General features: G+C 73.5%; 22 protein-coding genes. 17 read left to right on the top strand and 5 right to left on the bottom strand.

All coding sequences use genetic code 11. The features are described 5' to 3' along the window. Positions 1-621: 621 nt before the first annotated feature. Both ABT245_RS07775 and ABT245_RS07780 read left to right on the top strand, forming a co-directional pair. Entirely contained in the window at positions 622-1341 is a 720-nt protein-coding gene (locus ABT245_RS07775; protein WP_351730067.1) for a helical backbone metal receptor, read from the top strand. Positions 1342-1596: 255 nt separating this feature from the next. Next, a complete protein-coding gene (locus ABT245_RS07780; protein ID WP_351730070.1) occupies positions 1597-2517 on the top strand; it encodes a LysR family transcriptional regulator in 921 nt (306 codons plus the stop codon). Positions 2518-2524: 7 nt separating this feature from the next. Here the strand turns inward: ABT245_RS07780 and ABT245_RS07785 are convergent, their stop codons facing one another. Then, positions 2525-3211, bottom strand: a complete 687-nt coding sequence (locus tag ABT245_RS07785) for a gamma-glutamyl-gamma-aminobutyrate hydrolase family protein (protein ID WP_351730073.1) — start codon at positions 3209-3211, stop codon at positions 2525-2527. A gap of 366 nt (positions 3212-3577) precedes the next feature. Then, positions 3578-4315, bottom strand: coding sequence for a FadR/GntR family transcriptional regulator (locus ABT245_RS07790; RefSeq protein WP_351730076.1), 738 nt, complete (start codon positions 4313-4315; stop codon positions 3578-3580). Positions 4316-4399: 84 nt separating this feature from the next. Here ABT245_RS07790 and ABT245_RS07795 point away from each other — a divergent pair, with 84 nt between their 5' ends. The 4 genes from ABT245_RS07795 (at position 4400) to ABT245_RS07810 (ending at position 8980) form a co-directional block, all read left to right on the top strand. Beyond that, entirely contained in the window at positions 4400-5758 is a 1359-nt protein-coding gene (locus ABT245_RS07795) for a glutamine synthetase family protein (protein ID WP_351730079.1), read from the top strand. A 65-nt stretch (positions 5759-5823) separates the two neighbouring features. After that, positions 5824-7197, top strand: coding sequence for an aldehyde dehydrogenase family protein (locus tag ABT245_RS07800; RefSeq protein ID WP_351730215.1), 1374 nt, complete (start codon positions 5824-5826; stop codon positions 7195-7197). Continuing rightward, the gene (locus ABT245_RS07805) at positions 7194-7985 is read left to right on the top strand and encodes a 3-oxoacyl-ACP reductase (protein ID WP_351730082.1); all 792 of its coding nucleotides are present in this window, start codon (positions 7194-7196) and stop codon (positions 7983-7985) included. Before ABT245_RS07800 ends, ABT245_RS07805 begins: the two co-directional genes overlap by 4 nt. A 74-nt stretch (positions 7986-8059) precedes the next feature. Beyond that, positions 8060-8980, top strand: a complete 921-nt coding sequence (locus ABT245_RS07810) for a DUF2510 domain-containing protein (protein WP_351730217.1) — start codon at positions 8060-8062, stop codon at positions 8978-8980. 25 nt (positions 8981-9005) lie between these two features. On the opposite strand, the gene ABT245_RS07815 is transcribed toward ABT245_RS07810, so the two are convergent. Next, on the bottom strand, positions 9006-10208 hold the full coding sequence (locus ABT245_RS07815; protein ID WP_351730085.1) for an amino acid deaminase/aldolase: 1203 nt from the start codon (positions 10206-10208) through the stop codon (positions 9006-9008). A gap of 1807 nt (positions 10209-12015) precedes the next feature. On the opposite strand from ABT245_RS07815, the gene ABT245_RS07820 reads away from it, so the two are divergent. Continuing rightward, positions 12016-12891, top strand: a complete 876-nt coding sequence (locus ABT245_RS07820) for a hypothetical protein (protein WP_351730088.1) — start codon at positions 12016-12018, stop codon at positions 12889-12891. Beyond that, the gene (gene mycP, locus ABT245_RS07825; RefSeq protein ID WP_351730091.1) at positions 12888-14075 is read left to right on the top strand and encodes a type VII secretion-associated serine protease mycosin; all 1188 of its coding nucleotides are present in this window, start codon (positions 12888-12890) and stop codon (positions 14073-14075) included. The genes ABT245_RS07820 and mycP overlap by 4 nt, the downstream gene beginning before the upstream one ends. A gap of 7 nt (positions 14076-14082) precedes the next feature. On the opposite strand, the gene ABT245_RS07830 is transcribed toward mycP, so the two are convergent. Then, positions 14083-15096 (bottom strand): serine hydrolase, encoded by a 1014-nt coding sequence (locus tag ABT245_RS07830; RefSeq protein ID WP_351730094.1) that lies wholly within the window; start codon positions 15094-15096, stop codon positions 14083-14085. Between the two features lie 150 nt (positions 15097-15246). On the opposite strand from ABT245_RS07830, the gene ABT245_RS07835 reads away from it, so the two are divergent. Continuing rightward, the gene (locus ABT245_RS07835; RefSeq protein ID WP_351730097.1) at positions 15247-15978 is read left to right on the top strand and encodes an SseB family protein; all 732 of its coding nucleotides are present in this window, start codon (positions 15247-15249) and stop codon (positions 15976-15978) included. Positions 15979-16012: 34 nt separating this feature from the next. Here ABT245_RS07835 and ABT245_RS07840 read toward each other — a convergent pair whose 3' ends face one another. Beyond that, entirely contained in the window at positions 16013-16390 is a 378-nt protein-coding gene (locus tag ABT245_RS07840) for a DUF1844 domain-containing protein (protein WP_351730100.1), read from the bottom strand. A gap of 379 nt (positions 16391-16769) precedes the next feature. Here ABT245_RS07840 and infC point away from each other — a divergent pair, with 379 nt between their 5' ends. The 8 genes from infC to ABT245_RS07880 all read left to right on the top strand — a co-directional run bounded on the left by infC (position 16770) and on the right by ABT245_RS07880 (position 25871). Continuing rightward, positions 16770-17426, top strand: coding sequence for a translation initiation factor IF-3 (gene infC, locus ABT245_RS07845; RefSeq protein ID WP_351730220.1), 657 nt, complete (start codon positions 16770-16772; stop codon positions 17424-17426). A gap of 110 nt (positions 17427-17536) precedes the next feature. Beyond that, a complete protein-coding gene (rpmI, locus tag ABT245_RS07850) occupies positions 17537-17731 on the top strand; it encodes a 50S ribosomal protein L35 (RefSeq protein ID WP_121888283.1) in 195 nt (64 codons plus the stop codon). Positions 17732-17832: 101 nt separating this feature from the next. Beyond that, entirely contained in the window at positions 17833-18216 is a 384-nt protein-coding gene (gene rplT / locus ABT245_RS07855; protein WP_028422957.1) for a 50S ribosomal protein L20, read from the top strand. 184 nt (positions 18217-18400) lie between these two features. Beyond that, a complete protein-coding gene (locus ABT245_RS07860) occupies positions 18401-19261 on the top strand; it encodes a TrmH family RNA methyltransferase (protein ID WP_351730104.1) in 861 nt (286 codons plus the stop codon). A gap of 91 nt (positions 19262-19352) precedes the next feature. Then, complete coding sequence (locus ABT245_RS07865) at positions 19353-20489, top strand: sensor histidine kinase (RefSeq protein WP_351730107.1); 1137 nt, start codon at positions 19353-19355, stop codon at positions 20487-20489. A gap of 170 nt (positions 20490-20659) precedes the next feature. After that, positions 20660-21784 carry a phenylalanine--tRNA ligase subunit alpha gene (gene pheS / locus ABT245_RS07870; protein ID WP_351730110.1) on the top strand — a complete coding sequence of 375 codons (1125 nt, stop codon included), beginning with the start codon at positions 20660-20662 and terminating at the stop codon, positions 21782-21784. Beyond that, complete coding sequence (gene pheT, locus ABT245_RS07875; RefSeq protein ID WP_351730113.1) at positions 21784-24354, top strand: phenylalanine--tRNA ligase subunit beta; 2571 nt, start codon at positions 21784-21786, stop codon at positions 24352-24354. Before pheS ends, pheT begins: the two co-directional genes overlap by 1 nt. 410 nt (positions 24355-24764) lie before the next feature. After that, entirely contained in the window at positions 24765-25871 is a 1107-nt protein-coding gene (locus ABT245_RS07880; protein ID WP_351730116.1) for a PP2C family protein-serine/threonine phosphatase, read from the top strand. Positions 25872-25946 lie beyond the last annotated feature (75 nt).

Genomic DNA, 25946 nt, shown 5'->3' on the forward strand with positions numbered 1-25946 from the left:
GGGCCCACGCATCCCCATGCCGCTCCCGGACGAGCGGTTCCCCGTGGCCTTCCTGAGCACACGGTTGCCCATGCCGCTCCTGGGCTCGCGTTTCTCCGTGCCCCTGCTGAGCGCGCGCTACTCCCGGTCTCTTCCGGGGGCGCGTTTCTCCGTGCCGCTTCCGGGCGTGCCCTCCCTCGCGCCGCTTCCGGGCGGGCGCTTTCCCGTGTGGCTCCTGGGCGCGTGGTTGCTCGGGTTGCTTCCGGGCGGGCCCTTCCCCGTGCCCCTCCTGAGCGCGCGCTGCTCCCGGTCTCTTCCGAGCATGCGCTTTCCCGGGCCTCTTCCGGACGGGCGCTTTCCCGTGTGGCTCCTGGGCGCGTGGTTGCTCGGGTTGCTTCCGGGCGGGCCCTTCCCCTTGGCCCTGCTGAGCGCGCGCTGCTCCCGGTCTCTTCCGAGCATGCGCTTCTCCGTGCCGCTTCCGGGCGTGCCCTCCCTCGCGCCTCTTCCGGGCGGGCGCTTTCCCGTGTGGCTCCCGGGCGCATGGTTGCCCCTGCCCCTCCAAGGCGTGCGCTTTCCCGTGTCCCTCCTGGGCGTGCGGTTCCCCGTGCCCCCTGTCTGCGTGTTCTTCCCGCGGAGCGGATGATGCGGGTCGTCTCCCTTGTCCCGTCCCTCACCGAGGCGGTCGCCGAGACCGTCCCCGGTGTCCTGGTCGGCGCCACCGACTGGTGCGTCCGCCCGGCCGGCCTGCCCGTCACCCGCGTCGGCGGCACCAAGAACCCGCGGGTGGACCGGATCGTGGCCCTCGCCCCCGACCTGGTGATCGCCAACGAGGAGGAGAACCGCGGCCCCGACCTGGACGCGCTGCGCGCCGCGGGCCTCACCGTGCTGGTCACCGAGGTGCGCGATGTACCGCAGGCCTTCGGGGAACTGGCCCGCGTGCTGACCGCGTGCGGCGCCACGGCCCGGCCACGCTGGCTGGACGAGGCCGAGGACATCTGGTCCGCTCTGCCGGTGCCCGCGCCGCGCGTGACGGCGGTCGTACCGGTCTGGCGACGGCCGTGGATGGTGCTCGGCCGGGACACCTTCGCCGGCGACGTGCTCGCCCGCCTCGGCGTGGACAACATCCATGCCGGGCACCCCGACCGCTATCCGCGGATCCCGCTGGACGAACTGCGGGCCGCCGCGCCCGACCTCGTCGTGCTGCCCGACGAGCCGTACCGCTTCACGGCCGACGACGGCCCCGAGGCCTTCCCGGAACTGCCCTGCGCCCTGATCAGCGGACGGCACCTGACGTGGTACGGCCCGTCGCTGGCCGAGGCGCCCCGGGTGTTGTCCGGGGCGCTGCGGGCAGCTCACCGCTGAGCAGCCCGCGCACCGTGCCCACGGCGGCGCCCGCCCAGGCGGCGACCGGCACCCGTACCGGCCGGCCGTCAGCCAGCCGGAGGCGGCCAGCCCGGTGGGCCGGGCCGGCGCCGCGGCACCGGTGACACACGTGCCCAGCGTGAACCCCACCGGGTCATCGGGAACCCCATGCCGCGCCGCCCGGCCCACGCCGCATGGGCCGCCGCGAACGCCGGCCACAGCAGCGCCAAATCCATCAGGGCATAAGCTGGTTTTATGAGTGAGGCGGAGGAGCGGCGCGGGCCGGGATCGCTGGCCCATCGGGTTCCCGATCTCGGCGCGCTGGAACTGCTGCTGGCGGTGGCGCGCACCGGCAGCCTCGGCGCCGCGGCCCGGGAGGTGGGCGTCACCCAGCCGGCGGCCAGCAGCCGGATCCGCTCCATGGAGCGGCAGCTGGGCGTGGCCCTGGTGGACCGCTCGCCACGCGGCTCCCGGCTCACCGACGCCGGGGCGCTGGTGACCGACTGGGCGCGGCGGATCGTGGAGGCGGCCGAGACCTTCGACGCGGGCGCGCAGGCGCTGCGGGACCGGCGCGACTCGCGGCTGCGGGTGGCGGCCAGCATGACCATCGCCGAGTATCTGCTGCCGGGCTGGCTGCTCGCCCTGCGCGCGGGACGCCCGGACACGGCGGTCTCCCTGCTGGCCGGGAACTCGACGGCGGTGGCCGAACGGCTGCTCGCGGACGAGGCGGACCTCGGCTTCGTGGAGGGGCTCACGGTCCCCGCCGGACTGGACTCGGCGGTCATCGCGCACGACCACCTGATCGTCGTCACCGCACCCGCGCACCCCTGGGCCCGCCGCCGCAGCCCCCTGACCGCGGACGAGCTGGCCGGCACCCCGCTGATCCTGCGCGAACGCGGTTCGGGCACCCGCCAGGTCCTGGACGCCGCCCTGGGCGGGCCGGCCCGCCCGCTGATCGAGCTGTCCTCCACCACGGCGGTCAAGGCCTCCGCGGTCAGCGGCGCCGGGCCCGCGGTCCTGAGCGAACTGGCGGTACGGGAGGAACTCGGCCTGCGCCGCCTGGTCCGTATCCCCGTACGGGACATGTCCCTCGGCCGTGACCTGCGCGCGGTCTGGCGGACCGGGCACCGGCCGACGGGCCCGGCCCGGGAACTGCTGTCGCTGACCCGCGGCTGAGCCGGGCTCAGCCGGCCGCCGCCACCAGCGCCCGCATCACCCGCAGGTCCTCGCCCATCTCCGGATGCCACTGCACCCCCAGCACCCATCCGCCGGGCGCCGAGGGCTCGATCGCCTCGACCGTGCCGTCCGCCGCGTACGCCGATGCCACGAGCCCGTCGCCGAGCCGGTCCACGGCCTGGTGGTGGAACGTGGGTACGGAGGTCTCCTCCGGGACGATGCCGGCGTACCGCGTGCCGGGCACCGGCTTGACCGGGTGCCGGCCGAAGACCCCCGGCACCTCGGCATGCCCGTCCAGATGCTGCACCAGCGTGCCGCCGAGCGCGACGTTCAGCAGCTGCATGCCCCGGCAGATCCCGAGCAGCGGCACCTCCGCGGCCAACGCGGCGTCGATCAGGGCGAGTTCCCAGGCCTCGCGGGCCCGGTCCGGCGGCCCGGTCCGCGGGTCGGTGACGGCTCCGTAGCGGACCGGCTCGACGTCCGGGCCGCCCGCGATCACCACGGCGTCCAGCCGTGCCACGGTGGCCGCGGCGTGCTCGGGCCCGTCCGGCGGCAGCATCGCGGCCAGCCCGCCGGACCGCTGCACCAGCCGCGGATAACCGGTCGGCAGCAGCGCCGCCGCCAGCTCCCACACCCCCCAGCGCGCCCCGGACTCCAGATACGTACTGACCCCGATCAACGGCCGACCCGCCATGGCACCCTCCTTCGCTCCCCTCAATGGCTAGCACGCACACCTTTACCGTGAACCACCCACCCCCCGGCAAGCCCCCCGACGCTGTCGCGCGGACGCCGGTTGGGTCGGGTGTGCGCGGAGGGGCACTCTGCGGGGACGCGCTGCTCCTTGCCCCGCGGGGCGGCCTGGCGCGGTCGGGCGGGCTTGTGCGGTGTGCGGGGGTGTGCCGGCGGGGGTGTGGGGGATGGGGGCCTGCGATCAGGGCCTGGCGGACGCTCCCGGGCGGGGGCGCCGCGGGCGCCCGCCGGGCGGGGCTGTGGGGGCGCGTCTGTGTTCGGCGTGCTTTGTGTCTGCCGGTGCCCGGGTGGCTGTTCGGTGTCTGTCGGCTCAGGTCAGGAAGCCCCGTAGGAGGGCCGCTGTTCCCGCGCAGTGTTCTCGCATCATGTCCCGGGCGCCGTCCGCGTCGCCGTCCAGGACCGCCTCGATCAGGGCCGTGTGCTGGCGCTGGGAGTGCTCCAGGTTGCGGACGAGCAGCGGGATGCAGTCCAGCAGGTCGTTGACGGTCGCCCGGACGGCCGCGTACTGCGCGGCCAGCGTCGGCGAGCCGGACAGCTCGGCCAGGGTGAGGTGGAGCAGGGTGTCCAGCCGCCGGTACTCGGCCAGCGGCGCGTCATGCGTGCGGGCCAGTGCCGCCCGCAGCCGCTTTGCGGACTCGCCGGCCGGCGTGTGCGCCGCGCACAGTTCCGCCGCGCCCACCTCCAGCACCTCCCGGAACCTGAGCACATCGTCGATGTCGACCGCGGCGATCCGGTGCCGCAGCTCGTCCTCGCCGCCCGCGTTCCTCCGGGGCAGCACGAATGTGCCGCCGTAGCGCCCGCGCCGTGACTCCACGAGCCCCTGGTCCTGGAGCACCTTCAGCACCTCGCGCAGCGTCACCCGGCTGATCCCGAGCCGCCGCGCCAGCTCCCGTTCGGCGGGCAGCCGCTCGCCGCACGGCACCAGGCCCAGCCGCATGATCTGCAGGATCTGCTCCAGTGCCTCCTCGAAGCCGTTGCCCGCCCGCACCGGCCGCAGCACCGGCGCGAGCCGGTCGTCCGGCCGTCCCCGCCGCGTGTCCCGCGCCATCCCGTCGTGCCCCCTTCCCAACCAATGGTTCTCGGCAATACCTTATGGCTCCCGGCCGGCCGAAAAGCCGAAGGAGGCTCTGCCGTGGCAGACCGCACACCCCCGCTCGGCGTCGAGGAACTGCACGCCCTCGTCGCGAGCGGTGAGATCGACACTGTCGTGCTGGCCTTCCCCGACATGCAAGGGCGACTCCAGGGCAAGCGGTTCGCCGCCCGTTTCTTCCTCGACGAGGTCCTGCACCACGGCACCGAGGGCTGCAACTACCTGCTCGCCGTGGACACCGAGATGAACACGGTCGACGGCTACGCCATGTCCTCCTGGGACCGCGGCTACGGCGACTTCGCCATGCACCCCGATCTGAGCACCCTGCGCCGTGTCCCCTGGCATCCCGGCACCGCCCTGGTCGTCGCCGACCTCGCCTGGGCGGACGGCTCCCCGGTCGCCGCCGCGCCCCGCCACATCCTCCGCCGCCAACTGGAGCGGCTGGCCGGGCTCGGCTACACCGCCCAGGTCGGCACCGAGCTGGAGTTCATCGTCTTCAAGGACACTTACGAGCAGGCCTGGGACGCGGGCTACCGCGGACTGACCCCGGCCAACCAGTACAACGTGGACTACTCCATCCTCGGCACCGGCCGCATCGAACCGCTGCTGCGCCGTCTGCGCAACGACATGGCCGGCGCCGGGCTCACCGTCGAGTCGGCCAAGGGCGAGTGCAATCCCGGCCAGCACGAGATCGTCTTCCGCTACGACGAGGCCCTGGTCACCTGTGACCAGCACGCCGTGTACAAGACCGGCGCCAAGGAGATCGCCGCCCAGGAAGGCGTGTCGATCACCTTCATGGCCAAGTACAACGAGCGCGAGGGAAACTCCTGCCACATCCATCTCTCGCTCGCCGACGCCGACGGCGCAGGCGCGATGGCCGGGCCCGACGGAATGACCGACGTCATGCGGCACTTCCTCGCCGGACAGCTGGCGGCCCTGCGCGACTTCGCCCTGCTGTACGCCCCCAACATCAACTCCTACAAGCGGTTCCAGCCCGGCTCGTTCGCCCCGACCGCCGTCGCCTGGGGCCATGACAACCGCACCTGTGCCCTGCGCGTCGTCGGCCACGGCCGCTCCCTGCGCTTCGAGAACCGGCTGCCCGGCGGCGACGTCAACCCGCACCTCGCGGTCGCCGCCCTGGTGGCCGCCGGACTGTACGGCATCGAGCAGAAGCTGGAACTGCCACCGCCCTGCCCGGGCAACGCCTACACCGCCGGCTTCGAACACGTCCCGACCACCCTGCGGGAGGCCGCCGCGCTCTGGACGGCCAGCCCGATCGCCCGGGCCGCCTTCGGCGACGAGGTCGTCGACCACTACCACAACCTGGCCCGCGTCGAACTGGACGCCTTCGACGCCGCCGTCACCGACTGGGAACTGCGCCGCTCCTTCGAACGCATGTGAGGCCCACCGTGTCCGACCGGCCTGACTCGTACGACTCGTACGACTCGTACGACTCACACGTCGAGCTGTCCACCGAACCCGAACTCCAGGTGCGCAACCCCGCCACCGAAGAGGTCGTCGCCACCGTCCCCGCCGCCACCGCGGCCGACGTCACCGCCGCCGTCGTACGGGCCACGGCGGCACAGCGGCGCTGGGCCGCCCTCGCGCCCGCCGACCGGGCCCGGCTGCTGCGCCGCTTCGCCGACACCGTCGACACCCACATCGAGGAACTGGCGCGGCTGGAGGTCCGCGAGGCCGGGCATCTGCTCGACACCGCGCGCTGGGAGGCCGGCAACGCCCGCGACCTGCTGCTTTACGCGGCCGGCGGCGCCGAGCGCCTGCTCGGCAAGCAGATCCCCGTACCCGGCGGCTGGGACGTCACCTTCCAGGAGCCGCTGGGCGTGGTCGGGGTCATCGCGCCCTGGAACTTCCCGATGCCCATCGCGGCCTGGGGCGGCTTCCCCGCCCTCGCCGCGGGCAACGCCGTCGTCCTCAAGCCCGCCGAGACCACCCCGCTCACCGCGCTCCGCCTCGCCGAACTCGCCCTGGCGGCGGGCCTGCCCGAGCACCTCTTCCAGGTGCTGCCCGGGCACGGGCACATCGCGGGCCGCGCGCTCGTCGACCACCCCGACGTGGCGAAGATCGTGTTCACCGGCTCCACCCGCACCGGCCGCGAGGTCATGCAGCGGTGCGCCCGCCTGGTCAAACCGGTCACCCTCGAACTCGGCGGCAAGAGCCCCAACATCGTCTTCGCCGACGCCGATATCGAGGCCGCCGTCGACCCGTTCTCCTTCCTCGACAACTCCGGCCAGGACTGCTGCGCCCGCACCCGGATCCTGGTGCAGGAGCCGGTCCACGAGCAGGTCCGCGAGCTGATGGCGGACGCGCTTGCGTCCGTCGTGGTGGGCGACCCGGCCGACCCGAAGACCCGTATGGGCCCGCTGATCTCCGCCCGGCAGCGCGACCGCGTACGGTCCTTCGTGCCCGCGGACGCCCCCGCCCTGCGCGGCACCGCGCCCGAGGGACCGGGCTACTGGTTCCCGCCGACCGTGCTCACCGGCGAGCGGCCCGACTCGGCCGCGGCCCGCGAGGAGATCTTCGGCCCGGTCGCCGTCCTGCTGCCCTTCACCGACGAGGCCGACGCCGTCCGCCTCGCCAACGACACCCCCTACGGACTGGCCGGCTCCCTGTGGACCCGGGACCTCGGCCGCGCCCTGCGCGTCTCGCGGGCCGTCCGCGCCGGCAATCTGTCCGTCAACTCGCACTCCAGCGTCCGCTACTGGACCCCGTTCGGCGGCTTCAAACAGTCCGGCCTCGGCCGCGAGCTGGGCCCGGACGCCCTGACCGCCTTCACCGAAACCAAGAACGTCTTCATCAGCACGGAGGGCCCCGCACAGTGACCGCCGAGACCCCTGAGATCATCTGCCGCCGGCTGGTTGGCCGTACCGCCGTCGTCACCGGAGCGGGCAGCGGCATCGGCCTCGCCACCGCCCGCCGACTGGCCTCCGAGGGCGCCCACGTCGTCTGCGGCGACATCGACGAGACCCGCGGCAAGGCCGCCGCCGACGAGGTCGGCGGGCTGTTCGTGAAGGTCGACGTCACCGACCCCGAGCAGGTCGAGGCGCTGTTCAAGACGGCGTACGACACCTATGGCAGCGTCGACGTCGCCTTCAACAACGCCGGCATCTCCCCGCCCGACGACGACTCCATCCTGGAGACCGGCCTGGAGGCATGGAAACGCGTCCAGGAGGTCAACCTCACCTCCGTCTACCTGTGCTGCAAGGCCGCCATCCCCTACATGCGCCGCCAGGGCCGGGGATCCATCATCAACACCGCCTCCTTCGTGGCCCGTATGGGCGCGGCCACCTCGCAGATCTCCTACACCGCGTCCAAGGGCGGGGTGCTCGCCATGTCCCGCGAACTCGGCGTGCAGTTCGCCCGGGAGGGCATCCGGGTCAACGCGCTGTGCCCCGGCCCCGTCAACACCCCCTTGCTGCGGGAGCTGTTCGCCAAGGACCCGGAGCGCGCCGCCCGCCGCCTGGTGCACATCCCGCTCGGCCGGTTCGCCGAGGCCGAGGAGATCGCCGCCGCCGTCGCCTTCCTCGCGAGCGACGACTCCTCCTTCGTCACCGCCGGCGACTTCCTGGTGGACGGCGGAATCTCCGGCGCGTACGTCACACCGCTCTGACCGGGCCGCGCCCGCCCGCGGGCCGGACACCGTGTACGCGCATCGGGCGCGCGGCCTACAGTGCCCGGATGAGCATGACCCCGCCGCCCGGCTGGTACCCCGACCCCAACGCCCCGCAGCTGGAACGCTGGTGGGACGGCAGCGCCTGGACCGAGCACCGCCGCGCGCCCGGAGCGCCCGTCCCGTCGGCGACGCCGGCGGCCCCGGACCGTGCCTCCCGGCGGGCGAAGGCGGTCGCGCTCATCACCGCGGGCGCCGTGCTGGTCGCGGCGATCGTGACCGGTGCCCTCGTGCTCCGCACGGACCACGAGGGCACCGGGTCCACCGAGGCGAACACCGCGGCCACGCCCACCACGAGCGACCCGCGGCCCGCTTCGCCGTCGCCGTCCGAACCGCCGTCGGCCTCCGGCCCGTCCGCCGACGACCCCGGGAGGATCGTCGACCAGCTCAACGGCATCACGCTGCCGCTGCCCGACGGCTGGGTGCGCCCGCAGTACGTCGCCGACGACGACGTCGTCATGACCACCGACGGCACCTACGACTGCCCGGCCGGCGTCGGCCTGTGCCGGCACGGCCTGGTCAGCACCCGCACCGCGAGCGCCACCGGCCAGACCTCGCCCGAAACGCTCGCCAAGCAGGACATCAGCGACGCCGCGGACGCCGCCTTCGAGGAGAACGCCATCGGGCAGCGGCCCTTCGGCGGCATCACGTCCCATCGGCTCGTCGCCTCGGGCCAGATCGCCGTCGCCGGCCGCAGCGGGTACTACGTGCGCTGGCGGGTCACCACGGCCAAGGGGCACGGCGGCTACGTCCAGTCGCTGGCCTTCCCCTCCAGCGTCGGCACCGAAGCGCCCGTCGTCGTCCGCTTCGTCTTCGACGCGGGCCCCGACGGGCCCCCGCTGTCCGACATGGACGAGATCACCCGGGGCATCCGGGCGGTGGGCGACGCGGACACCGGCGGCGGCGTCGGCAGCAGCCTCGGCCCGTCGAACTGACCCGTCACAGAGTCGAACTGACCCGTCACAAAAACGTGTGGCCCTCGCCCCGGTAGGTGGGCGCGGCCGCCGTCACCCGGTCCCCCTCGACCAGATGCAGCACCTCGAACCGTTCGCACAACTCACCGGCCTTGGCGTGCCGGAACCACACCTTGTCGCCGACGAGCAGATCGTCGGCGGGCGCACCGAGCAGCGGCGTCTGCACCTCGCCGGGCCCCTCCTGCGGGTCGTAGCGCAGCCCCTGCGGAAGACAGGGCACCGGCAGCCGGTCCGCGCCGGCCGCACCGGAGGCCGGATAGCCCCCGCCGAGCACCGTCACCACGCCGACGCCCGGCCGGCGCACGACGGGCAGCGCGAACAGTGCGGCCGGACGGCCGGTGAACGACGTGTAGTTGTCGAACAGGCGCGGCACATACAGCCCGGAACCGGCCGCGACCTCGGTGACGGCGTCCTCGGCCGCCGTGTGCTGCACGCTGCCCGTACCGCCGCCGTTGACGAACTCCAGGCCGGGCGCCACCGCCCGGACGGCCCGCACCACGGCGGCCCGCCGCTCGGCCAGCTCCCGGCGCGCGGTCGACTGCATCAGACGGATGGCCCGCGAGCGCAGCGGACGACCGGCGAGCAGGTCGCCCACGCCGGCGATATGGCCCTCGTACGCCATGATCCCGACGAGTGTGAAACCGGGGCGCCGCACCACCGCGCGCGCCAACTCGGCGACCTGGCCGGGGGAGTGCAGCGGCGAACGCAGCGCCCCGACCCGCAGCCGCCCGCCCAGCAGCCGCAGCGACGTGTCCAACTCCAGGCAGACGCGCACGACTTCACCGCCGTCGGCGCGGGAGGCGTCGATCAGGTCGAGCTGGGCCGGGTCGTCGATCATGACGGTGACGGCGGCGGCCGGCTTGGGGTGGGCGGTCAGCTCGGCGAAACCGGCCCGGTCGGCGGACGGATAGGCGAGCAGGACGTCGTCGAACCCGGAGCGCGCGAGCCACAGCGACTCGGCCAGGGTGAAGGACATGATGCCCTGGAAACCGTCTCTCGCGAGGACGCGTTCCAGCAGGGCGCGACAGCGCACGGACTTGCTGGCCACCCGGATCGGCTTTCCGCCGGCCCGGCGCACGAGATCGTCCGCGTTGGCGTCGAAGGCGTCCAGGTCCACGATCGCGACAGGGGCGTCGAGATGGGCGGTGGCCCGGTCGTAACGGGCCCGGTCGGCGGCGCGCGCAGTCATGGACGCAGCCTGCCAGACAGGATTACCGCAGGGTAGGGGGACGTTCCGGGCAGATGCCACGGCGTCGCGGACTGGTTCCCGTTCGCCGTGGAACAACCCGTAGAGTGACGCGCACGTACGACGCGACGCCGTCGGCCGCGGCACCGCGCCGGGATGCCGTCGCGTCCGTGCGGGTATGCGTGCCCGGGACGGACCGACAGTGGGCCCGGGTGAGGTGCAGGACGACTCGCGTACCGAGGAGACGGCCCGGGGACGAGGAAACGGGGGGTGCATGAGCACGGAAGCGCGCCACGCCCCGATCCCCCCGCGCCCCACTCCCACGGGCACCCCGGCCCCTTCGAAGCCCACCGGGACCGATGAGAACCCCGAGTTTTCGCAGACCCGCGAGCACAGCACCGCGAAAACCGGCAACAAGCAGAAACCCCAACGAACCGACACCACGAAACCCACCCCGAACGCGAGCGACAACCGAAACACGGCCACCCCCGCGAACGGGGATGCCCACGGGACCGCGTATGGCGCCGGCAACGCGGGTGGCGGTGGCAACGCGGGCGGTGGCTCGAATGCGGGTGGCGGTGGCAACGCGGGCGGTGGCTCGAATGCGGGTGGCGGTGGGGCCACGGGCGTCGGCGTTATCACGGGTGGCGCCCGTGCTGGTTTCCGTGGGGACGCGGTCGGGAGCGGCGGTGGCGCCCGTGCTGGTTTCCGTGGGGACGCGGTCGGGAGCGGCGGTGGCGCCCGTGCCGGTCTCCGTGGGGACGCGGTCGGGAGCGGCGGTGGCGCCCGTGCCGGTCTCCGTGGGGACGCGGTCGGGAGCGGCGGTGGCGCCCGCGCCGGTCTCCGTGGGGACGCGGTCGGGAGCGGCGGTGGCGCCCACATGGGTGATCGCGTGAGTGCGGGCGATGGTGCGGGTGGCGTGAGCCCCGCGGAGACCGCGCCTGCGCCGGACCCCGCCTCGCCTGCTGCCGGGCCCTCGGTCACGTCGGCCGGGGTTGCCGGTCCGATGTCCTCGCCTCCGCCGCCCGCCTCCGCCCGCTTCCCGGACGCGCCGCCGACCGCGGGGTCCGGTCCGAGGCGCGAGGGAGCCTCCGGCAAGCGTTCGGTCGGCGGGAGCGCTTTCTTCGCGCGGCGGTCCGGCGTTCCGCCGCGGCCCGGGCACCCACCTGTGCCGTCCCGCCCTCCCGGCGAGGCACCCTCGGAGACGACAGCCCGGCCACGGCCGGCGCCACCCGCGCACGAGCCCGACCCGAACGGCGCCTCGGGCCCCCCGCCACCGCCCACCACCACGCGCCCCTCCGCACCACCGCGGCCCACCGCTCGGCCGGATTCCGCCGCCGTGCCGGACTCGCCTTCGGCGGGGGGTGCGTGGCTGCGGTCCGGTCGGTTGGATGTTGGGTCTGAGGTCCGGGCTGGCTCCGGTTTTGCCGCCGTGCCGCCGGGTCCGGCGATTCGGCGGGATTCCGCTGCCGCGCCGGACTCGCCTGCGGCGGATGCCGTGCCGCCGGGTCCGGCGACTCGGCCGGATTCCGCCGCCGTGCGGCCCTCGTTCACCGCTCGGCCCGGCTCCGCCGCCGTGCCGGACTCGCCTGCGGCGGATGCCGTGCCGCCGTGGCCCGCTGCTCGGCCCGATTCCGCCGTGCCGCCGTGGCCCGCTGCTCGGCCGGAGCCCGCTGCCGTGCCCAACTCGCCTTCGGTAGATGCCGTGTCGCCGCGGCCCGCCGGTCGGTCCGATTCCGCTGCCGTGTCGTCGCGGCCCGCCGCTGGGCCGGATTCCGGTGCCGAGCGGCCGGGGCGGGCGGAATCCGGCGTGGCTCCCGACCCGGCGCTGTCGTGGAGCGCGTTCGGGCCGCCCGGCGGCGAGCGGCCCGTCGTGTCGTTCGGCCGGCCCGAGGGGTACGACGACCGGGCGCGGCCCCGGCCGCTGGGCGCGCGGCTGCGCCCCCGTACCGCCGCTGCCGCCGCCTGCCTGGTCCTCGGCCTCGGGCTGATCGGCGGTGCTGTGACCGGGAGTTGGCTCACCGGAGACGCCGGCGCCGCGGGCGGCACAAGCGGTTTCGCCGCGGCCGGCGACCTGTGGCACAGCGTGCCGGTGGACGACCTGTTCCCGCCCACCGTCGACGGCAAGGGCGCCGGACCCGGCGGAGCAGACCGGACCTGGACCCGGATCGCCGTCGCCCCGGACAGCGGCTGCGCGAACGCCTTCGACCCGCTGCTGCGGGGGCTCCTCGCCCCGCTCGGCTGCGAACGACTGCTGCGGGCCACGTACACGGACGCCACCCAGAGCCACCTCACCACCGTCGGTCTGCTGTTCACCAAGGCCGACACCGCCGCCATGTCCGCCCTCGCCGTCCGCTTCAAGGACGAACGACTGGACCGCCGTACCGATCTGCTGCCCCGCCCGTACGCCGCGAAGGGCACCGTCGCCGCGGACTTCGGCGACGAGCAGCGCGCCTCCTGGACCATCTCGGTGCTCACCGACGCCCCCGTCGTCGCCTACGCCGTCTCCGGCTGGGCCGACGGCCGTACCGTCGACGCGCCCGAGCCCGCCGCGGACGCCCAGCAGTCCGGTGCCACCACCGCCCCCGCACAGGCGGGCCTCGGCCAGGAGGCCCAGGGCCTCGCCGACCGCATCGAACGGCGCCTGCGCCAGACCGTCAGCCCGGCCACGGAGAAGCCCTCATGAGGCGACCGAAGGGCGGCCACCGCCCGAGCACGACCGGCACCGCACTGAGCCTGCTGCTCGCCGGCTCACTCGCCCTCCTGCCGTCCACCGTCGCGCACGCCGACGGCATACGCGCCCAGCAGTGGGCCCTGTCCGCCCTGCACGCCGAGGAGGCCTGGCGCACCACCAAGGGCAAGGGCGTCACGGTCGCCGTCCTGGACACCGGAGTCGACGCCGAGCACCCCGACCTCGCCGGCAACGTCCTGCCCACCAAGGACTTCGTCGGCTTCGGCGCCGAGGCAGGCGACGCCACCTGGGCCAAGCACGGCACGGCCATGGCCGGCATCATCGCGGCGCACGGCCACGGACCGGGCAACGCCGACGGCGTCATGGGCATCGCCCCCGAGGCGAGGATCCTGCCCGTCCGGGTGATCCTTGAGGACGACGACTCGGCCCGTGCCAAGGCCCGCTCCACCCGCGGCAACGCCCTCGCGGAGGGCATCCGCTGGGCCGCCGACCACGGCGCCGACGTGATCAACCTCTCGCTCGGCGACGACTCCGACTCAGCGCACCCGGAGCCGAGCGAGGACGAGGCCGTCCAGTACGCCCTGCACAAGGGCGTGGCCGTTGTCGCCTCCGCCGGCAACGGCGGCGACAAGGGCGACCACATCTCCTACCCGGCCGCCTATCCGGGCGTGATCGCCGCGACCGCCGTCGACCGCTACGGCACCCGCGCCGCCTTCTCCACCCGCCGCTGGTACGCCACGGTCAGCGCGCCGGGCGTCGACATCGTCATCGCCGACCCGGACCGCAGGTACTACGAGGGCTGGGGGACCAGCGCCGCCTCCGCCTTCGTCTCGGGCGCCGTCGCGCTGGTCAAGGCGGCCCACCCGGGCCTGGCCCCGGCCCAGATCAAGCGGCTCCTGGAGGAGACCGCCCAGGACGCGCCGAGCGGCGGCCGGGACGACTCGCGCGGCTTCGGCTTCATCGGCCCCGCCGCCGCGATCGCCGCGGCCGGCCGGCTCGAGCCACAGGGGCTGCGTTCGGCGGCCTACGGCGAGAAGTACTTCGGGCCGGGCCCGGACACCGCCGAACGGGCCGGAGACCCCGCGGACTGGGCGGGCCCCCTCGCGGGCAGCGCCGGCGGGGTGCTCCTGGTGGCCGCGGTGGTCCTGTGGCGCGGCAGACGCCCCACGGAACGCTGACCCCGGATCAGTCCGTCGGTGAGACCGCCGGTGTCGAGGAGGCCGTGGGCGCCGTCGCAGTGGCCGGCTGTGCGGTGAATACCGACAGGGCGGCCCGGGCCGTCGTCTCGACCAGGTCGATGCCGCGTGCCTTGGACGCGGTGCCCTGCGAGAGCACGGCCACCAGGTACGCGGTGCCGTCCACCGTGAGACGCCCGATGCTGTTCACGTCCCACAGCCCGGTCGTGCTGCGCGCAAGCCAGCCGTTCTTCAGGGCGAACCCGGAGCCGTCGGCCGCCGCCGAGACACCCCACCGCTGGTCGGTCTCGACGGACTCCATCAGCCCCTGGAGATAGTGCCGCGATGTTCCGCTCAGCTCCGAGTCGTCGCCGAACACCTGGCGCAGCAGGGTGAGTTGATCGGCCGCCGTGGTCTGGGTCAGCCCCCACAGCGGGCCGTCGCCGCCGGTCGTGTCCGTGAGCCCGAAGCGTTCGTTCGCCGCGTCGAGCCCGTCCGCGCCGCCGATGCCCTGCCACAGGGCCGTCGCCGAGTCGTTGTCGCTGTTCTCGATCATCTTCGTGGCGTACGCCCGTTCCGCGGCGGTCAGACGCCGGCCCGCGTCCTGCGCCTGGAGCAGCAGCGCCGCCAGGATGTCGACCTTCACGATGCTCGCCGTGTCGAAGGCCGCGTCGCCGTGGACGGCGCGTTCGCCCGAGTCCAGGTCGAGCACCGCCGCCGACACCCGTGCGCCCGACGGGACGCTCACCGCCGCCATCGCCGTGCTCAGCAGCGCGCCCCGGTCCACCGTCGGTTCCGTCACCGGCCGCACCGATCCCTCCTCGCCCGCCGGGGCCGGGGAGGAGGCCGACGGCGACGCCGCCGAGGATACGTCCCCGCCGCCGGAGTGCGCCCGCGCCTTCGCGTACACCGTCCCGCCGGCCATCACTCCCACGACGGCGAGCACCGCGAGCACGGCGGGCGCCTTCGGACGGCGGCCACGGGGACGGGACCGGTGGCGCCGGTGGCTGCTGGGGGACTCCATGGCGGCGATGCTCGGGGCGCCGGCTGTGCGGGCCGTGAGAAGCGGGTGAGAAGCCCGTCAGCGAGATCTGAGAGTCCGGTGAAATCCATGACCGCGGGGATTCGGGCCCCGCACAGGCCCGGCGACCTCCCCCCGATAGGGTCGTGGACCGTGGCGAAGAAGAACATTCCCGACCCCGGTTTCTCCGACGACGACGGGTCCGCCGACCCCCGGCTGAGCGCCGCGCTCGCCGCCTGGGCCGAGGACCGTACCGCCGTGGGCCCGGTCCTGGAGGCGCTCAAGGGAGCGCGGCTGCTCGTCCCGGTGGTGGCCGTCCTCGGCGAGGTGGAGGAGGACGAGCGGGGGCTGCGCCGCGAGAAGACCAGCGACATGGCCGTGCCGACCCTGCGGGCCGGATCCCGCACCGCCCTGCCCGCCTTCACCTCCACCGAGTCGCTGGCCCGCTGGGACCCGGCCGCCCGCCCCGTCGCCGTGCCCCTGCACCAGGCGTTGCGGGCCGCAGCGCACGAGAAGGCCGACACGGTGGTCCTGGACATGTCCGGTCCGGTGGCCTTCGAACTGACCGGACCCGCACTGCTCGCGCTGGCCGAGGGGCGTACGACGGCCGACCCGCTGGCCGACCCCGCCGTGCTGGAGGCGGTGCGGACCGCGGTGGCCGCCGAGACCGCCGTGCTGCGCGCGCACCTCGGTCCCGGCCGGGCCGACGGCACGCTCGCCCTGGTCCTCGACCCGGCGGCGCGGCCCGCCGAGGCCGCCCGCGCCGTCGCGGGCCGGCTCGCCGCCGACGAGACACTGCGGGCCCGCCTGGTGCACGGCCTCGACCTGGCGTTGCTGCCGGCCGGGACCACGCCCCCGGGCGAGCCCCTGTACGTACGCGGATGAGCTGCGCCGGGCCTAGGGCAGCCCTGGGCCAGCCCTAGCCGTACACGGGCCCGGTGTACTTCTCGCCGGGGCCCTGGCCGGGCTCGTCCGGCACGATCGACGCCTCGCGGAACGCCAGTTGGAGCGACTTCAGGCCGTCGCGCAGCGGCGCCGCGTGAAAGGAGCTGATCTCGGTCGCGCCGGCGTCCAGCAGACCGGCGAGGGCCGTCACCAGCTTGCGGGCCTCGTCCAGGTCCTTGTACTTGTCACCCTCCCCTTCATGGGGGGCCAGCCCGAGCTTCACGGCGGCGGCGCTCATCAGGTTGACGGCGACCGTCACGATCACCTCGACCGCGGGGACCTCGGCGATGTCGCGCGCCATCTCGTCGAAGTCGGGCTGCTCGGCAAGGCCGGAGGGGGAGGTCTCACTCATGCGGGACACGATAGGCGCCGCACCGGTCAAGGACCCAGTCGGCCTCGGTTCGCCGTGCCGCCCCCGAGCTGCTAGCCTGGGAGAACGACCGGCTGGACACGACTGTGCCCGGCCCACAAGTGGAGGCTCCGATCTCCCACCTGACCGCCTTCCGGGGCGGCGGGTCTCCGGTCAGGCGGCAGCCATCGTTCCCTGCGGGGCGGTGGAGTCGCCCGAAAGCGCGCCCCGCGGTCACCGCGGCGGTGCTCCGGTAGTGCGAGGAGCCCCGTCTGTGATCGTCCGGGGCATTTTTTCTGCTTCGTCGCGGTTGGTCTGAGGAGAAAACAGACGTTACGCGGCTGTCCGCCAGACCGTCGCGTGGTGCTACCGAGGAGGATCCATCAGCGCCGAGCCCCGCATCAACGACCGGATTCGCGTTCCCGAGGTGCGACTTGTCGGTCCCAGTGGCGAGCAGGTCGGCATCGTGCCGCTCGCGAAGGCACTGGAGCTTGCGCAGGAGTACGACCTGGACCTGGTCGAGGTCGCGGCGAACGCCCGTCCGCCCGTGTGCAAGCTCATGGACTACGGGAAGTTCAAGTACGAGTCGGCCATGAAGGCCCGTGAGGCGCGCAAGAACCAGGCGCACACGGTCATCAAGGAGATGAAGCTCCGGCCGAAGATCGACCCGCACGACTACGACACCAAGAAGGGTCACGTCGTCCGGTTCCTCAAGCAGGGCGACAAGGTCAAGATCACGATCATGTTCCGTGGTCGCGAGCAGTCCCGCCCCGAGCTGGGCTACAGGCTGCTTCAGCGGCTCGCGGAGGATGTCCAGGACCTCGGCTTCGTCGAGTCCAACCCGAAGCAGGACGGCCGCAACATGATCATGGTCCTCGGTCCGCACAAGAAGAAGACCGAGGCGATGGCCGAGGCCCGTCAGGCGCAGGAGGCCCGCAAGGCGTCCGCGAAGGCCCACCCGGGCCGCTCGCAGAACGCCGCGGACCCCGACAGCGCCGTGGACGCCGAGGCCCCTGCAGAGGCTTCCGCCGAGGTGTGACCCCGGGGGACGTATGTCCCCAGGACGTAACCGAAACAAGAGCGACGCTCCACCGTGCCCGGTTCTCGCAACCGGGCACCGGAGCGCCACCGACGAGGAGAAACGGCGCTATGCCGAAGAACAAGACGCACAGCGGTGCCAGCAAGCGCTTCAAGATCACCGGCTCGGGCAAGGTGCTCCGTGAGCGCTCCGGCAAGCGCCACCTGCTTGAGCACAAGTCGTCCCGCGTGACGCGTCGCCTCACCGGCAACGCCGAGATGGCCCCGGGCGACGCCAAGAAGATCAAGAAGCTTCTCGGCAAGTGACGCACGGGCGCTCGCAGCCGAGCGCCCCGCGCCAGGACCGGGACCCAGCCGTTTCCGGGCCGTGTGAGCACCACCACGGCCCCGCTACAAGGAGTTAACAAGTGGCACGCGTCAAGCGGGCAGTCAACGCCCACAAGAAGCGCCGGGCGATCCTCGAACAGGCCTCCGGCTACCGCGGTCAGCGGTCGCGCCTGTACCGCAAGGCCAAGGAGCAGGTCACCCACTCGCTGGTCTACAACTACAACGACCGCAAGAAGCGCAAGGGCGACTTCCGTCAGCTGTGGATCCAGCGGATCAACGCCGCCGCCCGCGCCAACGGCATCACCTACAACCGCTTCATCCAGGGTCTGAAGGCCGCGAACATCGAGGTCGACCGCAAGATCCTGGCGGAGCTGGCGGTCAACGACGCGAGCGCGTTCGCCGCCCTCGTCGAGGTCGCGCAGAAGGCGCTGCCTTCGGACGTGAACGCGCCCAAGGCCGCCTGACGCTGCGCCGGCCTCAGCCGCGTACGGTGACTTGAGGACCCGCAGGCTTTCTGGCTTGCGGGTCCTGTTGTTTGGGCCTTGGCCGTCGCTACGGCTGCGGGTCCGGTGGGGGCTGGTCGCGCAGTTCCCCGCGCCCCCAGGCGGAACTCCGCTTGGTGACAATCTGTTGAAGGTGAAGAAGAGGATGCCCCCCGCTGGTCCCGAGTTGATCTCCGCCCGGTCCGGTCGTGTCTCGGCTGCCCGGCGGCTGGCCCGGCGGAACTTCCGGGGGAAGGAACGGCTGTTCCTCGCCGAGGGGCCGCAGGCCGTGCGGGAGGCGGCCGGGCACCGGGCCGGCGGCGCCCCCACCCTCGTGGAGCTGTTCGTCACCGTCGAGGCCGCCGAGCGGTACGCCGACATCGTGGGCGCGGCCCGCGCCGCGGACGCCCCGGTGCACCTGGCCGCCGACGAGGTCATCGCCGACATCTCCACCACCGTCACCCCGCAGGGACTGGTCGGTGTCTGCCGCTTCCTCGACACCCCCTTCGAGGCGATCCTGGCCGCCCGGCCCCGGCTCGTCGCCGTCCTCGCGCATGTGCGCGACCCCGGCAACGCCGGCACCGTGCTGCGCTGCGCCGACGCGGCCGGCGCCGAGGCCGTCGTGCTCACCGACGCCTCCGTCGACGTCTACAACCCCAAGGCCGTACGGGCCTCCGTCGGCTCCCTGTTCCACCTGCCCGTCTGCGTCGGCGTGCCCGTGGAGCGGGCCGTCGCCGGACTCAGGGCCGCCGGGGTGCGGGTGCTCGCCGCCGACGGGGCCGGCCCCGACGACCTCGACGACGAACTCGACAAGGGCACCATGGGCGGGCCCACGGCCTGGGTGTTCGGCAACGAGGCATGGGGGCTGCCCGAGGAGACCCGGGCGCTCGCCGACGCCGTCGTGCGCGTCCCCATCCACGGAAGGGCCGAGAGCCTGAACCTCGCGACCGCCGCGGCCGTATGTCTGTATGCGTCGGCCCGTGCACAGCGCGCCTGCGGAGGGTGCCGTTCCGTCACCGAGAGCTAGTAGGGTGGCCCCGCCCGGGGCTTTCCCCCAAGCTCACGGCTTCGCTGGAGCAGCGAGGTGCCCCACGTCGACTGAGAGGTGGAGTGCGGGGATGAGCGTCGGCACGAGCAGTGCGCCGGGAGGGCGGGACGTACGGCGGCCACCCGCGCCCCGGCACGGTGGTCTCGCCGAACTCGGCATCGACCCCGACGAACTGCCCGACGGCCTCGTGATCGCCGACGAACACGGCATCGTTGTCTGCTTCAACGCGGCGGCGGCCCGGATCACCGCCGTACGCCCCGAGGACGCCCTCGGCCGCCGGCTGGAGAAGGCCCTGCCATTAGAAGACCTGGAGGGCCGCCGCTGGTGGCAGCTCACCGACCCCTACGGCGGCCTCTCCATCCGGGTGCGCCAGCCCGAGCGCAATCTGCTGCTGCCCGGCGGCCGGGAGGTCCTGGTCTCCGCGCGGTACGTGCGCGGCGAGCCCACCGGCCCCATCCGCCGTGTCGTCGTCTCGCTGCGTGACACCGAGGCGAGGCGCCGCACGGAACGCAGCCATGCCGAGCTGATCGCCATCGTCGCCCACGAGCTGCGCTCCCCGCTCACCTCCGTGAAGGGCTTTACCGCCACCCTGCTCGCCAAGTGGGAGCGGTTCACCGACGACCAGAAGCGGCTGATGCTGGAGACCGTCGACGCGGACGCCAACCGCGTCACCCGGCTGATCGCCGAACTGCTCGACATCTCCCGCATCGACTCCGGACGGCTGGAGGTGCGCCGCCAGCCCGTCGACATGGGGGCGGCCGTGGGACGCCACATCCAGGCGTACGTCGCCGCCGGACAGCCCGCCGACCGGTTCCTGCTGCGCATCGAGCAGCCGCTGCCCGACCTGTGGGCCGACCCCGACAAGGTCGACCAGGTGCTCAGCAACCTCATCGAAAATGCGGTGCGGCACGGCGAGGGAACCGTCACCATTGACGTCACGCCCGCCGCGTCCCCCCGCGAAGGAGAGGACGCCGGCACGTCGGTCACGGTGAGCGACGAGGGCAGCGGCATCCCGGAGGAGTCCATGAACCGCGTCTTCACCCGCTTCTGGCGGGGCAGCAAGCGCGGCGGCACCGGCCTCGGGCTCTATATCGTCAAGGGCATCGTCGAGGCCCACGGCGGCACCATCACGGTCGGCCGGGCCCCCGGCGGCGGCGCCGAGTTCCGATTTACTTTGCCCGTGGGCACCCCGGCACACCTGCTCTGAGCGCGCGCCGAGGACCCACGGGCGCATTCGCTTTCCCCGACCCCGTTAGACTCGGCCTTTGGCACCTTTGTGTCCCAAAGAGCGGGACGGCAGTCCCGGGTAACGGTGACGGTTCGTCCTCGGGCCGGTGACGGGGACCATCAGCCAGCCAATCGGAAGCACGGGAAGAGATGTCGGCACCCAATAAGTCGTACGACCCTGTCGAGGTAGAGGCGTTGAAACCGGAAGAGATCGAGCGCATGCGGGACGAGGCGCTCGCCGCCTTCGCCGCCGCGGACTCCCTCGACGCGCTCCACGAGGCCAAGGTCGCCCACACCGGCCCCGCCTCCCCGCTGGCCCTCGCCAACCGCGAGATCGGCGCCCTGCCCCCGCACGCCAAGGCCGAGGCCGGCAAGCGCGTCGGCCAGGCCCGCGGCGCCGTGAACAAGGCGCTCGCCGCCCGCCAGGGCGAACTGGAGGCCGAACGCGACGCCCGTGTCCTGGTCGAGGAGTCGGTCGACGTCACGCTGCCGTACGACCGCGTACCGGCCGGCGCCCGGCACCCGCTGACCACCATGATGGAACGCGTCGCCGACGTCTTCGTGTCCATGGGCTACGAGATCGCCGAGGGCCCCGAGGTCGAGGCGGAGTGGTTCAACTTCGACGCGCTGAACTTCACCCCGGACCACCCGGCGCGGCAGATGCAGGACACGTTCTTCGTCCAGGGCCCGGACGGCGACCACGGCGAGTCCGGTGTGATCCTGCGCACCCACACCTCGCCGGTCCAGGTCCGCGCCCTGCTCGACCGTGAGCTGCCCGTCTACATCGTCTGCCCCGGCCGGGTGTACCGCACCGACGAGCTGGACGCCACGCACACCCCGGTCTTCCACCAGATCGAGCTGCTGGCCGTGGACGAGGGCCTGACCATGGCCGACCTCAAGGGCACGCTGGACCACATGGTCCGCTCGCTGTTCGGCGCGGACATGAAGACCCGGCTGCGGCCGAACTACTTCCCGTTCACCGAGCCGTCCGCCGAGATGGACATGCTCTGCTACGTCTGCAAGGGCGAGTCCGTCGGCAACCCCGACCGGCCCTGCCGCACCTGTTCCAGCGAGGGCTGGATCGAACTGGGCGGCTGCGGCATGGTCAACCCGCGGGTGCTCACCGCCTGCGGCGTCGACCCCGAGAAGTACAGCGGATTCGCCTTCGGGTTCGGCATCGAGCGAATGCTGATGTTCCGCCACAACGTCGAAGACATGCGAGACATGGTCGAGGGTGACGTCCGGTTCACCCGGCCGTTCGGGATGGAGATCTGATGCGGGTCCCGCTTTCTTGGCTGCGGGAGTACGTCGACCTGCCGGCGACGGAGACCGGGCGTGACGTCCAGGAGAAGCTGATCTCGGTCGGCCTTGAGGTGGAGACCGTCGAGCAACTGGGCGCCGACCTCAAGGGGCCGCTCGTCGTCGGCCAGGTGCTGACCATCGAGGAACTGGAGGGCTTCAAGAAGCCGATCCGGTTCTGCACGGTCGACGTGGGTCAGGCCAACGGCACCAGCGAGCCACAGGAGATCGTCTGCGGCGCCCGCAATTTCTCGGTCGGCGACAAGGTCGTCGTGGTCCTTCCCGGCGCCGTGCTGCCCGGCGGTTTCGCGATCGCCGCCCGCAAGACCTACGGCAAGGTCTCGCACGGCATGATCTGCTCCAGTGACGAGCTGGGCATGGGGGACTGGGGGTCCCCCCGGACGGAGTCTGGGGGAGGGTCCAAGGGCATCATCGTGCTGCCTCCGGAGCACGGGGTCGGCACGGACGCCATCGAACTGCTCCAGCTGGTCGACGAGGTCCTCGACATCGCGGTGACACCCGACCGCGGCTACTGCCTGTCCCTGCGCGGCGTCGCCCGCGAGGCGGCGATCGCCTACGGCCTGCCGCTGCGCGACCCGGCGCTGCTCGACGTGCCCGCCCCGAACGCCTTCGGCCACCCGGTCAAGGTCGCCGACCCGTTCGGCTGCGACCGCTTCACGGCCCGCACCGTGACCGGCCTCGACCCGGAGGCCCGCTCCCCGATCTGGCTCAAGCGGCGCCTCCAGAAGGCCGGCATGCGCCCGATCTCGCTGGCCGTCGACATCACCAACTACGTGATGCTGGAGCTGGGCCAGCCGCTGCACGCCTACGACCGTTCCCACGTCCAGGGCACGATCGGTGTGCGCAGGGCCGCGGCGGGCGAGCAGCTCACCACCCTCGACGAGGTCACCCGCACCCTCGACGCGCAGGACCTGGTCATCGTCGACGACCGCGGTCCGATCGGCCTGGCCGGCGTCATGGGCGGCGCCGACACCGAGATCGACGACACCGACGACACCACCACCGAAGTCGTCGTCGAGGCCGCGCACTTCGACGCGGTCTCCATCGCGCGCACGGCCCGCCGGCACAAGCTGTCCTCCGAGGCGTCCCGCCGCTTCGAGCGGGGTGTCGACCCGCAGGCCGCGTCCGCCGCGGCCCAGCGCACCGTCGACCTGCTGGTGCTGCTCGCGGGCGGCACCGCGGACGCCGGTGTCACCGAGGTGATCGCGCCGTCCGCGCCGCGCACCCTCACCATCCCGGCCGACCACCCGGACCGGGTCGCGGGCGTCGACTACGGCCGGGGGACGGTCGTCCGCCGGCTCCAGGAAGTCGGCTGCGATGTGTACGGGCAGGACGAGCTGATCGTCACCGTCCCGTCCTGGCGGCCCGACCTCACCGACCCGAACGACCTGGCGGAAGAGGTCATCCGCCTGGAGGGCTACGAGAACCTGCCCTCCACCCTGCCCAAGCCCCCGGCGGGCCGCGGCCTGACCGAGCGGCAGCGGCTGCACCGCCGGATCGGCCGCGCGCTGGCCGGCGCCGGCTATGTCGAGGCGCTGAACTACCCGTTCATCGGCGAGCAGATCCTCGACCAGCTCAACCTCGCGGCCGACGACCCCGACCGCCGGGTGGTCACGCTGGTCAACCCGCTCTCCGACGAGGAGCCCGCCCTGCGTACGACGCTGCTGCCGGGCCTGCTCGGCGCGCTGCGCCGCAACGACGGCCGTGGCTCGCACGACCTGGCGCTCTTCGAGACCGGGCTGGTCTTCCATCCCCGGACCCTCGACTCCGCCGGCACCGGGGAGACTTCACCGCGCCGGGAACCGAAGACGGCCGTCCGGCTGCCCGTCGACCGGCGTCCCACCGACGAGGAGATCGCCTCGCTCACCGAGGAGCTGCCCGAGCAGCCGCGGCACGCCGCCGTCGTCCTCGCCGGCGCGCGCGAGCAGGCCGGCTGGTGGGGCAAGGGCCGCCCGGCCGACTGGGCGGACGCCGTGCAGGCCGCGCGGCTGCTCGCCCGCGAGACCGGCACCGAACTGATCGTCCGCAAGGGGCAGTACGGGCCCTGGCACCCGGGCCGCTGCGCCGAGCTGACGGTCGTCGTGGACGGCGCCGAGCGGGTCATCGGGTACGCCGGTGAGCTGCACCCCGGTGTCCTCAAGACGCTCGGCCTGCCCGCGCGCAGCTGCGCGATGGAGCTGAACCTGGACGTCCTGGAAGAGGCGGGCGCCGGACTTGTGACGAGCCCGCGTATCTCGACCTTCCCGGTGGCCACCCAGGACGTGGCGCTGGTCGTCGACGGGAGCGTGCCGAGCGCCGACGTCGAGGCCGCCCTGCGCGAGGGAGCGGGTGAACTCCTTGAGTCCGTCCGGCTGTTCGACGTCTACGAGAACGCCGAACAGCTCGGGACGGGCAAGAAGTCGCTGGCGTTCGCGCTGCGTTTCCGCGCGGCGGACCGGACGCTGACGGTGGACGAGGCCTCGGCCGCCCGGGACGCGGCGGTCGCCCTCGCGGGCGAGCGCACGGGCGCTGTGCTGCGGGCCTAGCCGGCCGGGCCGTCGTTCGTCTGCGGGCGCGTCGTGGCTGGTCGCGCCCGCGCGGCGGGGCCGCATGGTGATTGCGGCCCCGCGCCCCTTTCGGGGTGCTGCCGTTGTTTGTCTGCGGCTTGTGTCGTGGCTGGTCGCGCAGCGCCGCGGCGCTGTCGGCCGCCTCGCGCTTTTTGGGGGTGCTGGCGTCGTTCGTCTGCGGCTTGCGTCGTGGTTGCTCGCGCCCGCGTGGCGGAGCCGCATGGTGATTGCGGACCCGCCCACCTCGCGCTGATGAAATGGGGCGGCTCACTCGTTCGGGTGGCAGCTGGTGGTGATCTGGCCTTTTCCGGCCATGCCGTCGACAGAATCGGACCGGCCTTTCGGGGCCGGTCCGTCTGCTCTGTCAGGGCTTCCATGGGGGCATCGGCATGATCCGTCTCAAGGCGCGAGCACCCACCCGGCGCGGTGTGCGCCGCGCCCGCGCCCTGGCACTGCCCACCCTCTGGGGCGGCGCGGCCATCCTGTACAAGCTGCTCTGCCCGCTCGCCCAGCGGAACGGGTTCGGCGCGCGGATCGTCACCTGCGCCGTGTTCTTCGCGGTCGGCACCGGTCTCATGATCCACGGCCGCCGGGCCCTGCTGCGTGAGCTGCGGCAGGCCCGCCGGGTCGCGGGCGCCGCGCAGAGCGTGCTGCTGCGCCCTCCGCCCGCCCGCCTCGACGGCCTGCTCGTCGCCGCCGGTCAGCTCTCCGCCGACCGTGGCGCGGCCATCGGCGGCGACCTGTACGAGGCGATCGCCACCGAACACGGCGTCCGGGTGGTGATGGGGGACGTGCGCGGCCACGGTCTCGCCGCCCTGGCCACCGTCGCGGCCGTCCTCGGCAGCTTCCGCGAGGCCGTGCACGACGAGCCCGAACTCGGCTGTGTGCTGCGCCGTTTGGACCGGGCCCTGGACCGGCACCTGCGCGAACGGGCCCGCGCCGAGCATCCCTCGGCCGGCCGGGAACCCGCCACCCCGGTCGCCGAGGAGTTCGTCACGGTGCTTGTGCTGGAGATCCGCCCGGACGGTGAACTGCGCGCGCTCAGCTGCGGCCATCCGTGGCCGTACCGGCTCGGCGACCACGGCGTCGAGCCGCTCACCCGCGCCGAACCCCTGCCACCGCTCGGCCCGTTCCCGCTGCCGCGCGAGGTGGAGCCCGCCTTCCGCGGCCGGCTGCTCCCCGGTGAATCCCTGGCCCTGTACACGGACGGAGCGGAGGACGCGAGGGACGCACAGGGCCGCTTCTTCCCGCTGCCGGACATCCTCACCAAGGCCGCCCGCGACGACCCGGTCTGCCCGCAGACGGTCCTGCGTACGGTCCTCACATCCCTGCTGCGGCACACCGCGGGCGCCCCGACGGACGACATCGCCGTTCTGATCCTGCGGAACGAAAGGGGCGGGGCGAAGCGCGGAGCGCCCCCGAGGAGCGCGGGGAACCGCGCTGCCGACCCGCCACACCCCGCGGCGGACAACGCGTCCTTGGCGGCACCCCCCTAGGGCAGCCCTAGAGCGCACGGTCAAGCCGGCGGCCAGACCGCCGCACCGTAGGAGGGAGAGCCGGCGGCGCGGCCG

This window comes from Streptomyces sp. NPDC001508 (genome assembly GCF_040298665.1).
GTDB lineage: Bacteria > Actinomycetota > Actinomycetes > Streptomycetales > Streptomycetaceae > Streptomyces.

Coding starts and splice junctions, on each gene's coding strand:
- rpmI (WP_121888283.1), top strand. CDS start 17,537: ATGCCGAAGAACAAGACGCACAGCGGTGCCAGCAAGCGCTTCAAGATC.
- ABT245_RS07790 (WP_351730076.1), bottom strand. CDS start 4,315: ATGGCGCGGGACACGCGGCGGGGACGGCCGGACGACCGGCTCGCGCCG.
- ABT245_RS07880 (WP_351730116.1), top strand. CDS start 24,765: ATGATCCGTCTCAAGGCGCGAGCACCCACCCGGCGCGGTGTGCGCCGC.
- ABT245_RS07865 (WP_351730107.1), top strand. CDS start 19,353: ATGAGCGTCGGCACGAGCAGTGCGCCGGGAGGGCGGGACGTACGGCGG.
- ABT245_RS07775 (WP_351730067.1), top strand. CDS start 622: ATGCGGGTCGTCTCCCTTGTCCCGTCCCTCACCGAGGCGGTCGCCGAG.
- ABT245_RS07780 (WP_351730070.1), top strand. CDS start 1,597: ATGAGTGAGGCGGAGGAGCGGCGCGGGCCGGGATCGCTGGCCCATCGG.
- ABT245_RS07815 (WP_351730085.1), bottom strand. CDS start 10,208: ATGACTGCGCGCGCCGCCGACCGGGCCCGTTACGACCGGGCCACCGCC.
- ABT245_RS07830 (WP_351730094.1), bottom strand. CDS start 15,096: ATGGAGTCCCCCAGCAGCCACCGGCGCCACCGGTCCCGTCCCCGTGGC.
- ABT245_RS07860 (WP_351730104.1), top strand. CDS start 18,401: ATGCCCCCCGCTGGTCCCGAGTTGATCTCCGCCCGGTCCGGTCGTGTC.
- ABT245_RS07785 (WP_351730073.1), bottom strand. CDS start 3,211: ATGGCGGGTCGGCCGTTGATCGGGGTCAGTACGTATCTGGAGTCCGGG.
- pheS (WP_351730110.1), top strand. CDS start 20,660: ATGTCGGCACCCAATAAGTCGTACGACCCTGTCGAGGTAGAGGCGTTG.
- ABT245_RS07840 (WP_351730100.1), bottom strand. CDS start 16,390: ATGAGTGAGACCTCCCCCTCCGGCCTTGCCGAGCAGCCCGACTTCGAC.
- ABT245_RS07810 (WP_351730217.1), top strand. CDS start 8,060: ATGACCCCGCCGCCCGGCTGGTACCCCGACCCCAACGCCCCGCAGCTG.
- mycP (WP_351730091.1), top strand. CDS start 12,888: ATGAGGCGACCGAAGGGCGGCCACCGCCCGAGCACGACCGGCACCGCA.
- pheT (WP_351730113.1), top strand. CDS start 21,784: ATGCGGGTCCCGCTTTCTTGGCTGCGGGAGTACGTCGACCTGCCGGCG.